This window comes from Streptomyces sp. NPDC038707, from assembly GCF_040636485.1.
Taxonomy (GTDB): Bacteria; Actinomycetota; Actinomycetes; order Streptomycetales; family Streptomycetaceae; genus Streptomyces.
Map to the genome: position 1 here is coordinate 219,513 of NZ_JBEZUP010000006.1, position 12,340 is coordinate 231,852.

Sequence of the window (12,340 nt, forward strand, 5' to 3'; positions counted from 1 at the left end):
CGGCAGCCGCCGCCTCCGCGCGGCACCTCCGCCGCGACCGCGGCGTCCGCATGATGGAACGGAGTATCCGGTTCCCGGGAACCGCTCCATCATGTAACCTGCACGAAATTTTGATCTCATCGCAGATCTCACGCAGAGGGCCAACGTCGTCCCTCGGCACCTGCCACATGCCACATGACGACGACGGGAGAGCCGATGCGTACGCCGCGCCAGCCGTCCCAGCACTCCACGAACGGCCGGAACTGGTCGTTCATGGATGCTCGCCCTGCTGCGCAGGGTATGTACGACCCCCGCAACGAACACGACGCCTGCGGCGTCGGTTTCGTCGCCACCCTTACCGGCGAGGCCTCCCACACCCTGGTAGAGCAGGCGCTCACCGTCCTGCGCAACCTGGAGCACCGCGGGGCCACCGGCTCCGAGCCCGACTCCGGCGACGGCGCGGGCATCCTCTCCCAGGTGCCGGACGCCTTCCTCCGCGATGTGGCCGGATTCGACCTTCCCGCGGCAGGCTCCTACGCGGTAGGCATCGCCTTCCTGCCGGAGGAGGGCACCGAGGACGCCGTCTCGCATATCGAGACGATCGCCGCCGAGGAGGGCCTGACGGTCCTCGGCTGGCGCGCCGTCCCGGTCGCCCCGGAGCTGCTGGGGGCCACCGCCCGCTCCACCATGCCGGTGTTCCGGCAGGTCTTCGTGACCGACCACGCCAGCGAGGGCATCGCCCTGGACCGCAGGGCGTTCGTGCTGCGCAAGCGCGCCGAGCGCGAGGCCGGGGTCTACTTCCCCTCCCTGTCCGCCCGGACCATCGTCTACAAGGGCATGCTGACCACCGGCCAGCTCGAACCCTTCTTCCCGGACCTGTCCGACCGCCGCTTCGCCTCCGCGATCGCGCTCGTGCACTCCCGGTTCTCCACCAACACCTTCCCGTCGTGGCCGCTCGCGCACCCGTACCGGTTCGTCGCGCACAACGGTGAGATCAACACCGTCAAGGGCAACCGCAACTGGATGGTCGCCCGCGAGTCCCAGCTGGTCTCCGACCTGTTCGGCCCGCAGGAGAAGCTGGACCGCCTCTTCCCGGTCTGCACCCCCGACGCCTCCGACTCCGCCTCCTTCGACGAGGTCCTGGAGCTGCTGCACCTCGGCGGACGCTCGCTGCCGCACTCCGTGCTGATGATGATCCCGGAGGCGTGGGAGAACCACGTCTCCATGGACCCGGCCCGGCGCGCCTTCTACCAGTTCCACTCCACGATGATGGAGCCCTGGGACGGCCCCGCCTGCGTCACCTTCACCGACGGCACCCAGGTCGGCGCCGTGCTCGACCGCAACGGACTGCGCCCCGGCCGCTACTGGGTCACCGACGACGGCCTCGTCGTCCTCGGCTCCGAGGTCGGCGTCCTCGACATCGACCCGGCCAAGGTCGTCCGCAAGGGCCGCCTCCAGCCCGGCCGGATGTTCCTCGTCGACACCGCCGAGCACCGCATCATCGAGGACGACGAGATCAAGGCGTCCCTCGCCGCCGAGAAGCCCTACGCCGAGTGGGTGGAAGCCGGCGAGATCGAGCTGGGCGACCTGCCCGAGCGCGAGCACATCGTGCACACCCACGCCTCGGTCACCCGCCGCCAGCAGACCTTCGGCTACACCGAGGAGGAGCTGCGCGTCATCCTCGCCCCGATGGCCCGCACCGCCGCCGAGCCGATCGGCTCCATGGGCACGGACTCCCCGATCGCGGCCCTGTCCGAGCGCCCCCGGCTGCTCTTCGACTACTTCACCCAGCTGTTCGCCCAGGTCACCAACCCGCCGCTGGACGCGATCCGCGAGGAACTGGTCACCTCCCTGCGCAGCTCGCTCGGCCCGCAGGGCAACCTGCTGGAACCGACCGCCGCCTCCTGCCGGTCCGTCGTGCTGCCCTTCCCGGTGATCGACAACGACGAGCTGGCCAAGCTCATCCACATCAACGCCGACGGCGACATGCCCGGCTTCAAGGCCGCCACGCTCTCCGGTCTGTACCGGGTCTCCGGCGGCGGCGACGCCCTCGCCGCGCGCATCGAGGAGATCTGCGCCGAGGCGGACGCCGCCATCGAGAACGGCGCCCGGCTGATCGTCCTGTCGGACCGCCACTCCGACGCCGAGCACGCGCCGATCCCGTCGCTGCTGCTCACCGCGGCCGTCCACCACCACCTCATCCGCACCAAGCAGCGCACCCAGGTGGGCCTGCTGGTCGAGGCCGGCGACGTCCGCGAGGTCCACCACGTCGCCCTGCTCATCGGCTACGGCGCCGCCGCCGTCAACCCGTACCTGGCGATGGAGTCGGTCGAGGACCTGCTGCGCGCGGGCACCTTCCTCAGCGGCCTCGAGCCCGAGCAGGCCATCAAGAACCTGATCTACGCCCTCGGCAAGGGCGTGCTGAAGGTCATGTCAAAGATGGGCATCTCCACCGTCGCCTCCTACCGCGGCGCCCAGGTCTTCGAGGCCGTCGGCCTGGACGAGGGTTTCGTGGCGAAGTACTTCAACGGCACCGCCACCAAGATCGGCGGCGTCGGCATCGACGTCATCGCCGAGGAGGTCGCCGCCCGCCACGCCAAGGCCTACCCGGCCTCCGGCATCGCCCCGGCGCACCGCGCGCTGGAGATCGGCGGCGAGTACCAGTGGCGCCGCGAGGGCGAACCGCACCTGTTCGACCCGGAGACGGTCTTCCGCCTCCAGCACTCCACCCGGTCCGGCCGCTACGACATCTTCAAGAAGTACACCTCCCGGGTGAACGAGCAGTCCGAGCGCCTGATGACGCTGCGCGGCCTGTTCGGCTTCAAGTCCGACCGCAAGCCGATCCCCCTCGACGAGGTCGAGCCGGTCAGCGAGATCGTCAAGCGCTTCTCCACCGGCGCCATGTCGTACGGCTCCATCTCCAAGGAGGCGCACGAGACCCTCGCCATCGCCATGAACCAGCTGGGCGGCAAGTCCAACACCGGTGAGGGCGGCGAGGACCCGGAGCGCCTGTACGACCCGGCGCGCCGCTCGGCGATCAAGCAGGTCGCCTCCGGCCGCTTCGGCGTGACCTCCGAGTACCTGGTCAACGCGGACGACATCCAGATCAAGATGGCCCAGGGCGCCAAGCCCGGCGAGGGCGGCCAGCTGCCCGGCCACAAGGTCTACCCGTGGGTCGCCAAGACCCGGCACTCCACGCCGGGCGTCGGCCTGATCTCCCCGCCGCCGCACCACGACATCTACTCCATCGAGGACCTGGCCCAGCTGATCCACGACCTGAAGAACGCGAACCCGCGGGCGCGGATCCACGTGAAGCTGGTCTCCGAGGTCGGCGTCGGCACGGTCGCGGCCGGTGTGTCCAAGGCGCACGCGGACGTCGTGCTCATCTCCGGCCACGACGGCGGCACCGGCGCCTCCCCGCTGACCTCCCTCAAGCACGCGGGCGGCCCCTGGGAGCTGGGTCTGGCCGAGACCCAGCAGACGCTGCTGCTGAACGGCCTGCGGGACCGCATCGTCGTGCAGACCGACGGCCAGCTGAAGACCGGCCGGGACGTGGTCATCGCCGCGCTGCTCGGCGCCGAGGAGTTCGGCTTCGCGACCGCCCCGCTGGTCGTCTCCGGCTGCGTGATGATGCGCGTGTGCCACCTGGACACCTGCCCGGTCGGCATCGCCACCCAGAACCCGGTGCTGCGCGACCGCTTCGCCGGCAAGGCCGAGCACGTGGTGAACTTCTTCCGGTTCATCGCCGAGGAGGTCCGCGAGCTGCTGGCCGAGCTGGGCTTCCGCTCCATCGAGGAGGCCGTCGGCCACGCCGAGGTGCTGGACGTCGAGCGCGCGGTGGACCACTGGAAGGCGCAGGGCCTGGACCTGGAGCCGCTGTTCCACGTGCCCGCCCTGCCCGAGGGCGCCGTCCGCCACCAGGCGGCCGCCCAGGACCACGGCCTGGAGAAGGCCCTCGACAACGAGCTGATCAAGCTCGCCGCCGACGCCCTGGCCGCGAACGACGCGACCGAGGCCCAGCCGGTGCGCGCCCAGGTCGCCATCCGCAACATCAACCGCACGGTCGGCACCATGCTCGGCCACGAGGTGACGAAGAAGTTCGGCGGCGCGGGCCTGCCCGACGACACCATCGACATCACCTTCACGGGCTCCGCCGGCCAGTCCTTCGGCGCGTTCCTGCCGCGCGGCGTCACGCTGCGCCTGGAGGGCGACGCCAACGACTACGTCGGCAAGGGCCTCTCCGGCGGCCGGATCGTCGTCCGCCCGGACCGGGCCGCCGACCACCTCGCCGAGTACTCGGTCATCGCGGGCAACACCATCGCGTACGGCGCCACCGGCGGCGAGCTGTTCCTGCGCGGCCGCACCGGTGAGCGGTTCTGCGTCCGCAACTCCGGCGCGCTGGTCGTCTCCGAGGGCGTGGGCGACCACGGCTGCGAGTACATGACCGGCGGTCACGCGGTCGTCCTCGGCCCGACCGGCCGCAACTTCGCGGCGGGCATGTCCGGCGGCATCGCCTACGTCGTCGACCTCGACCGCGACAACGTCAACGCGGGCAACTCCGGCGCGATCGAGGCGCTGGACGAGGCGGACAAGCGGTGGCTGCACGACGTGGTGCGCCGCCACGCCGAGGAGACCGGCTCGACCGTCGCCGCCAAGCTGCTGGCCGACTGGGACACGGCCGTGGAGCGCTTCAGCAAGATCATCCCCAGCACGTACAAGGCAGTGCTCGCCGCCAAGGACGCCGCCGAGCGAGCCGGTCTCTCCGAGACCGAGATCACCGAGAAGATGATGGAGGCGGCGATCAATGGCTGACCCGAAGGGCTTCCTGAACCACGGCCGTGAGGTCGCCGAGACCCGCCCCGTCGCCGAGCGGGTCAAGGACTGGAACGAGGTCTACGTCCCCGGCTCCCTGCTGCCGATCATCAGCAAGCAGGCCAGCCGCTGCATGGACTGCGGCATCCCGTTCTGCCACAACGGCTGTCCGCTGGGGAACCTGATCCCCGAGTGGAACGACTACGCCTACCGCGAGGACTGGGCCGCCGCCTCCGAGCGGCTGCACGCGACCAACAACTTCCCGGAGTTCACCGGCCGCCTGTGCCCGGCCCCCTGCGAGTCGGCGTGCGTGCTGGGCATCAACCAGCAGCCGGTCACCATCAAGAACGTCGAGGTCTCGATCATCGACAAGGCGTGGGAGACCGGGGACGTCGCCCCGCAGATCCCCGAGCGCCTGTCCGGCAAGACGGTCGCGGTCATCGGCTCCGGCCCGGCGGGCCTCGCCGCCGCCCAGCAGCTGACCCGGGCCGGCCACACGGTCGCCGTCTACGAGCGCGCCGACCGGATCGGCGGTCTGCTGCGGTACGGCATCCCCGAGTTCAAGATGGAGAAGCGGCACATCAACCGCCGTATCGAGCAGATGCGCGCGGAGGGCACCCGGTTCCGCACCGGCGTGGAGGTCGGCCGCGACATCAAGGCGACCGACCTGAAGAAGCGGTACGACGCGATCGTGATCGCCGCCGGCGCCACGACCGCCCGCGACCTTCCCGTTCCCGGCCGGGAGCTGAAGGGCGTCTACCAGGCCATGGAGTACCTGCCCCTGGCCAACAAGGTGCAGGAGGGCGACTACGTGGCGCCGCCCGTCTCCGCCGAGGGCAAGCACGTCGTCGTGATCGGCGGCGGCGACACCGGCGCGGACTGCGTCGGCACCGCCCACCGGCAGGGCGCGGCCTCCGTCACCCAGCTGGAGATCATGCCCCGGCCGAACGACGAGCGGCACCCGGTCGACCAGCCCTGGCCGACCTTCCCGATGCTCTACAAGGTCACGTCGGCCCACGAGGAGGGCGGCGAGCGGGTCTACTCCGTCTCCACCACCCACTTCGAGGGCGACGAGGACGGCAACGTCCAGTGGCTGCACCTCACCGAGGTGGAGTTCATCGACGGCAAGCTGACGGCGAAGCCCGGCACCGAGCGGAAGATCCCGGCCCAGCTGGTCACCCTCGCCATGGGCTTCACCGGCACCGACCGGGAGAACGGCCTGGTCGAGCAGTTTGGTCTGGACCTCGACGCACGGGGTAACATCGCCCGCGACGCCGACTTCCAGACCAACGTGCCGGGTGTGTTCGTCGCCGGTGACGCCGGCCGCGGCCAGTCCCTCATCGTCTGGGCCATCGCGGAGGGCCGCTCGGCCGCCCGCGGAGTCGACCGCTACCTGACCGGGGCCAGCGACCTGCCGGCCCCGATCCGCCCGACGGACCGCGCCCTGGCGGTCTGACGCGCGACCCACCGGACCCGAGGTCCGCACAGACGTTACGTACAAAGGCGTACGGAACACTGACGGCGCCTGCCCGCCTGTCCCCGACCGGACAACTGGGCAGGCGTCGTTGCATGTCCCCGCCCGGGCGTCACGCGCCCGCGTCGATCCGCCGGTACTGCTCCTCGGTGAGGGCCAGTCCGAGCGCGGCGGTGTTCTCCGCCAGGTGGGCGGGGGAGGAGGTGCCGGGGATCGGGACGACGTTCGGCGCGCGGTGCAGCAGCCAGGCGAGGGCGGTCTGCGCGCGGGTGGCGCCGAGTTCGGCGGCGACCGCGGCGAGCGGCCCGCCGTCGGCCGCGTGCCCGCCCATGGCCACCGGGAAGTACGGCAGGAAGGCGATGCCGGCCCCGGCGGTGTGGTCGATCACCGGGTCATGGCCGCGGGTGTCCAGGTTGTACACGTTCTGCACACTGGAGATCGGCGCGACGGCCGAGGCGGCGGTCAGCTCCGCCACCGACACCTCCGACAGCCCGATGTGCCGCACCTTCCCCTCCTCCCGGAGCTGCTGGAGGGCGCCGATCTGGTCCTCGAGCGGGTACTCCGGGTCGATGCGGTGCAGCTGGAACAGGTCGATGCGGTCGGTGCGCAGCCGGCGCAGGCTCAGTTCGGCCTGCTGCCGCAGGTACGCCGGGTGCCCATGGGTGATCCACTCGGTGGGGCTGGGCCGCAGCACGCCGGCCTTGGTGGCGATCACGATGCCGTCGCGGTACGGGTGCAGCGCCTCGGCCAGCAACTCCTCGTTGGCGCCCAGCGCGTAGGCGTCGGCCGTGTCGAAGAGGTTCACGCCCAGCTCGGCGGCCCGGCGCAGCAGCCGTACGGCGTCGGCGCGGTCGGTGGGGGCGGTCCAGATGGGCGCGGTCATGCCGGACCGCTCGTGCGGGGCGTTCGCCAGGCGCATCGCGCCGTAGCCGATCCGCCGTACCTCCAGGTCGCCGCCGATGCGGAATACAGTCGGGTTCGTCATGTCCGAGACGCTAGGAGCTGACATGGATGTGAGCTTCAAGCCGTCGTGAGGGGGATCACATGAGGATCGGGGAGCTGGCCCGCGCGACCGGCGTGAGCGTCCGGCTGCTGCGCTACTACGAGGAGCAGGGCCTGCTCGTCGCCGGCCGCACCCCCGGCGGGCAGCGCGTGTACGACGACAGCGCCCCCCGGACCGTACGCCGGATCCGCACCCTCCTGGACGCCGGGCTGCCCACCCGGGTCATCCGCGAGGTCCTGGACTGCGTGTGCGGCAGCGAGGCCGAGGTCGAGCCCTGTCTGACCCCCGTGCTGATGGAGCAGCTGCAGGGCATCGAGGAGCGCATCGCCCGGCTGGAGGGCTCCCGGGCCTCACTGACCCGGCTGCTGACCGCCTCCTAGATCCTGCCGCCGGACGGACGGTGCCCCGGCCGGGGCCCGCGTCCTGGCCGGCTACGTGTCGCACTCCAGCACCGTCCGGCACAACCCGCACCGCGCCCGTACCCGCCCCTGCACCGGCACCCTGATCCGCTGGTGGCAGGTGGGGCAGGGAAACGAGACCTGGAGCCGGCCGGCGGGGTCGGCGGCGAAGCTGTACGGGGCGGCCGGCGGGCCGTCGCACGCGTGCCGGCGGTCGTGGGCGTAGCGGCGGCGGCCCGCCCAGCCGGCGGCGGCCAGCGGCGGCTGCTGCCCGTCCCGGCGCGCCCGGTCCCTGCCCTTGGCGTAGGCGGTGTAGGCCTGCGGGCTGGTGAACCACAGGGACGGGTCCTCACCGAACAGCAGCGCCCGCTTGGCCAGGACGTAACCGAACTCCTCCGGGGTGAGATAGCCCAGCTTCTGCGAGGAGACCGCGTCCTCCCGGTACGCGTCCAGCAGCAGCCAGCCCGCGCCCAGGTAGGCCGTCGCCGTGTCCGTCAGGATCTCGTTCTCCGCCGTGGTGGGGAAGGCGAGGCCCAGGCGGTGCAGATAGACGTGCGCCACCTCGTGGGCGAGGGCCGCGCCGATGTCCGCGCGGTGGCCGCGGAACCGGTCGTTCAGCTCCACGAAGTACTCGGGGCCCGCCGCCAGTTCTACGTTCGCCGCGTGGGTCATCTCCCGGAAGCCGACGATCAGCCGCGCGTCCGGCAGCCGGAAGTGCCGCACGATCTCCCGGGCCACCCGCTGCGCGCCCAGGTACAGGTCGTCGGTGTCGCAGAAGGCCACGTCGGCGGGGGCCACGCTGGCCGAGAACGTGTCGATGGTGTCGCGCGACAGCCGCAGGTACAGCGCGGTGACGGCGGCCCGCACCGTCTCCAGGTGCGGGTAACCGTGCTCGACCGGTTTGCCGTCGGCCACGTAGGCACCCCCTGAAGCCCGCCGGAACTCCTCTCCACTGTAGGCGGGAGGGGCCCGGCGAACGCCCCCGGACGAAGGAGACACGCGACGACCGACCGGACGGGGAACGGCGGGGCCTGCCGGACCGGGGCAGAGACGGCGGCCGGCCGACCGGGGAGGGGGGTACCGGCAGCCGCGGGGCAGGCGGACACCGGGCTCGACGGCGCAGACGGTCGGCGACCGCACGAACCGGCGGCACCCGTGCGCCTCGCACCGGCGGGGGACCGGCGCCCGTGGCCGTCGCGTCGGCTGCGATGCGGCGCCCGGTGATCGTTGTGTCGGCTGTGGTTCGGCGCCTGGTGGTCGTTGTCGGCAGTGGTACGGGTCCGTGTGCGCGTCGCGCTGGCGGGGGGCCGGAGCTTGTGGCCGTCGCGTCGGCAGTGGTAGGGGGCCTGCGTGCGCCTCGCGTCGGCCGCGAACCGGCGCCCGTGCGCCTCGCACCGGCAGCGAACCGGCGCCCGTGTCCCTCGCGTCGGCAGTGGTACGGGGTCCGGGTGCTCCTCGCGTCGGCGGCGGGCCGGCGGTCCTGGTCCTCACAGCGGCAGGAGACGCGGGGGCGGGGCGTCCGGGACGCCGGTGTCCAGGTCCAGTACCCACACCTCGTTCTCGCCCTCCCGCAGGACCGGACCGGGCACGTACAACGACCGCTGCGGTCCCGTCGACCAGTAACGGCCCAGGTCGAAGCCGTTGATCCAGACGAAGCCGCGCGTCCGTCCGGGCAGCTCCAGCCGGGCGTCCCCGGGCGCCGGGACGGTGACCGAGCCCCGGTACAGCCCCGGCGTGAGCCGGCCGGGCGGCGGGCCGAAGGGGACCGCGGACACGCCGTCGGCGAACGCGTCCAGATCCAGCCCGCGCGCCCGTACCCCGTGCACATACTGCCGTTCGTGCAGGATGCCGCCGGTGATGCCCTTCGGCTCGCCGAGCCGGGGCCCGTAGTTCACCCGCCCCAGGGACTCCACCCACAGCTCCACGCGCGCGTGCCCCGCGACCGGTTCCGGCAGCCGCGGCTCCGCCTCCGTGAGCACCCCGGCCCGCTCCCCGTCGACGTACACCACCGCGAGATCGCGCAGCCCGCGCACGGTCAGCGGGTACGGCCGGCGCGGGCCGGGCACCTCGGCCTCGTAGCGGACCAGGCCCCGGGTCACCCCCAGCTCCTCGAACGTCGGCGGCACCGGCGCGACCGTCTCCGGCCCGCCCAGCGCCCCGAGCACCCCGGGCAGGGACGCCCAGCCGGTGAGCACCGCCTCCGCCGGGGCAGCCAGCACGGCGGGCGGCGGCGGCAGGCCGGGCAGCGGGCCCGGCGCGTACCCGGCCAGCACCTCCCGGAAGCGCCGGAACTTCTCCGTGGGACGGCCGTACTCGTCCACCGGCGCGTCGTAGTCGTAGGAGGTCACGTCCGGCTCCAGCGGCCCCTCGTGCAGGGCGCCGCCCCGGTTGGCCCCCGACCAGCCCCCGAAGCTCGTCCCGCCGTGCGCCATGTAGAGGTTCACCGACGCCCCGCACTCCAGGATCTCCCGCAGCACCCCGGCGGCCTCCGCCGGATCCCGTACGGCGTGCTCCCCGGCCCAGTGGTCGAACCAGCCGCACCAGAACTCCATGCACATCAGCGGGCCCTCCCCGCGGTGCCGGCGCAGTGCCTCGAAGGCCGCGCGCGCGTGGGAGCCGAAATTCACCGTGGCGAGCACCCCGGGCAGCGAACCCCCGGTCAGCATGTGGTCCTCGGGCCCGTCCGAGGTGCACAGCGCCGCCGTGACCCCCTCGGCGCGCAGCATTCCGGCCAGCTCCTCCAGATAGCCGGTGTCACTGCCGTAGCTTCCGTACTCGTTCTCCACCTGCACCAGGACCACCGGGCCGCCGCGGTCCGCCTGGCGGGGCACGACCTCCGGCAGCAGCCGGGCGAACCAGCTCCGCACCCGGGCCAGATACCGCGCGTCACGCGTCCGCACGCGCCGCCCCACCTCGCCCGTGAGCCACGCCGGCAGCCCGCCGTTCTCCCACTCGGCGCAGATGTACGGGCCCGGCCGCACGATCGCCCGCATCCCCGCCGCGCCGACCGCGTCCAGGAACCGGCCGACCGCCCCGACGTCCCGGAAGACCCCCGGGCGCGGCTCGTGCAGATTCCACGGCACGTACGTCTCCACACAGTTCAGCCCCATCGCCCGCAGCACGGCCAGCCGGTGCCCCCACTGGGCCTCGTGCACCCGGAAGTAGTGCAGCGCCCCCGACAGCAGCCGCACCGGCCGCCCGTCCGCCAGGAACCCCGATTCCCCCACCGTGAACCCGCTCAAGCGCCCTCCCCGCCCCGGCCCGTTCCGCCGTACCCCAGCCTCGCCCCCTACCGGCGCCCGGCGCCATGGACGAAGATCGGCGCTGCTTGGACAAACCGCGCCGCGCCGCCCGCCGGAAGGAGCGCCGATGTACCGGACCTGGATGCGGTTCTTCAGCCCCGGCCCCGCCCACCACCGCCTCGGCCTGGTCTGCCTCGGCGTCGGCCTCCAGCACGGCGCGCTGCCCACGGTCGGCCCCCGCACCCTCGACCACCACGTCGCCGTGGTGATCAGCTCCGGCGGCGGCTGGTACCGGGACGCCGACGGCCGCCGGACGACCGTCACCGCGCCCGCGCTGCTGTGGCTGACCCCCGGCGTGCCCCACCACTACGCGCCCGACCCGGACACCGGCTGGGACGAGGGTTTCGTGGACTTCACCGGGCCCGCCACGGCCGCCTACCGCGACCTCGGCCACATCGAACCCGGCCGGCCCGTCACCCCGCTCGCCGACGCCTCCGGCCCCCGCACCGTCATCGCCCGCATCGCCCGGGCCGCCCGCCCCGGCAACCCCCTGCTGGAGACCGAGACCGCGGCCGCCGTCCACGAACTCCTCGTCGCCCTGCGCCGCGCCCGCGCCGACCTCGGCCGGGGCGGCGACCAGGTGCTCACCGCACTGGCCCGCGACGCCTGCACCCCGCTGACCGTCGCCGGCCACGCCGCCCGGCACGGCATGACCGTCGCCGAACTGCGCGGCGCGGTCCGCCGGGCGGCCGGCTGCAGCCCGAAGGACTACCTGCTCGGCATCCGCCTCGGCCGGGCCAAGGAACTCCTCGCCACCACCGAGCTGCCCGTCGCCGCCGTCGCCCGGCGCGTCGGCTACGACGACCCCGCCTACTTCTCCCGGCTGTTCACCCGGCGCGTCGGCCTCGCCCCCGTACGCTTCCGCGCCCAGCAGGGCCGCACCGTGCCCGGCGGCTGGAGCGACCGCGTCCCCGACCCCGCCGATCCGCCACTGATCCAGTCCTCGGACACTCCGTGGACGCGGCCCGCGCAGCGCATAGGGTTGGCCCCCATGACCACCAGCAACACCGGCCCCGGTGCCATGGACCCCGAGGTCCGCCAGGAACTGGAGCGGCTGCGCGACAGCATCGACAACATCGACGCGGCCGTCGTCCACATGCTCGCCGAGCGTTTCAAGGCCACCCAGCAGGTCGGCCGGCTCAAGGCACAGCACCAGCTGCCGCCCGCCGACCCGTCCCGCGAGGCCCGGCAGATCGACCGGCTCCGCCGGCTCGCCGAGAACGCCAAGCTCGACCCGGCCTTCGCCGAGAAATTCCTGAACTTCATCATCGCCGAGGTGATCCGCCACCACGAGCGGATCGCCGAGCACACCCACAACGGGCGACCGGCGCACGACGCGCCGACGGGGCACTGACCGGACCCCGAAGCGAGC

7 protein-coding genes and 1 pseudogene are annotated in these 12,340 nt (G+C 72.9%); 5 read left to right on the top strand and 3 right to left on the bottom strand.

Annotation, left to right across the window (positions count from 1 at the left end; all coding sequences use genetic code 11):
* Positions 1–279 precede the first annotated feature (279 nt).
* Together gltB and AB0E62_RS11485 are read left to right on the top strand one after the other, a co-directional pair.
* Positions 280–4,791 (top strand): glutamate synthase large subunit, encoded by a 4,512-nt coding sequence (gene gltB / locus AB0E62_RS11480; protein ID WP_362191328.1) that lies wholly within the window; start codon positions 280–282, stop codon positions 4,789–4,791.
* Positions 4,784–6,247 carry a glutamate synthase subunit beta gene (locus AB0E62_RS11485; protein WP_362191162.1) on the top strand — a complete coding sequence of 488 codons (1,464 nt, stop codon included), beginning with the start codon at positions 4,784–4,786 and terminating at the stop codon, positions 6,245–6,247. The genes gltB and AB0E62_RS11485 overlap by 8 nt, the downstream gene beginning before the upstream one ends.
* A gap of 130 nt (positions 6,248–6,377) precedes the next feature.
* Here the strand turns inward: AB0E62_RS11485 and AB0E62_RS11490 are convergent, their stop codons facing one another.
* Complete coding sequence (locus tag AB0E62_RS11490) at positions 6,378–7,250, bottom strand: aldo/keto reductase (protein WP_362191164.1); 873 nt, start codon at positions 7,248–7,250, stop codon at positions 6,378–6,380.
* Positions 7,251–7,309: 59 nt separating this feature from the next.
* Here AB0E62_RS11490 and AB0E62_RS11495 point away from each other — a divergent pair, with 59 nt between their 5' ends.
* Complete coding sequence (locus AB0E62_RS11495) at positions 7,310–7,648, top strand: MerR family transcriptional regulator (protein WP_362191166.1); 339 nt, start codon at positions 7,310–7,312, stop codon at positions 7,646–7,648.
* A gap of 51 nt (positions 7,649–7,699) precedes the next feature.
* Here the strand turns inward: AB0E62_RS11495 and AB0E62_RS11500 are convergent, their stop codons facing one another.
* Positions 7,700–8,581, bottom strand: a complete 882-nt coding sequence (locus AB0E62_RS11500) for a hypothetical protein (RefSeq protein ID WP_362191168.1) — start codon at positions 8,579–8,581, stop codon at positions 7,700–7,702.
* Positions 8,582–9,153: 572 nt separating this feature from the next.
* Complete coding sequence (locus AB0E62_RS11505; protein WP_362191170.1) at positions 9,154–10,908, bottom strand: beta-galactosidase family protein; 1,755 nt, start codon at positions 10,906–10,908, stop codon at positions 9,154–9,156.
* A gap of 127 nt (positions 10,909–11,035) precedes the next feature.
* Between AB0E62_RS11505 and AB0E62_RS11510 the strand changes: the two are divergent.
* Positions 11,036–11,908 (top strand): annotated as a pseudogene (locus AB0E62_RS11510) (AraC family transcriptional regulator); the annotation flags it as partial.
* A 51-nt stretch (positions 11,909–11,959) separates the two neighbouring features.
* The gene (locus tag AB0E62_RS11515) at positions 11,960–12,322 is read left to right on the top strand and encodes a chorismate mutase (RefSeq protein WP_362191330.1); all 363 of its coding nucleotides are present in this window, start codon (positions 11,960–11,962) and stop codon (positions 12,320–12,322) included.
* Positions 12,323–12,340: the final 18 nt, after the last annotated feature.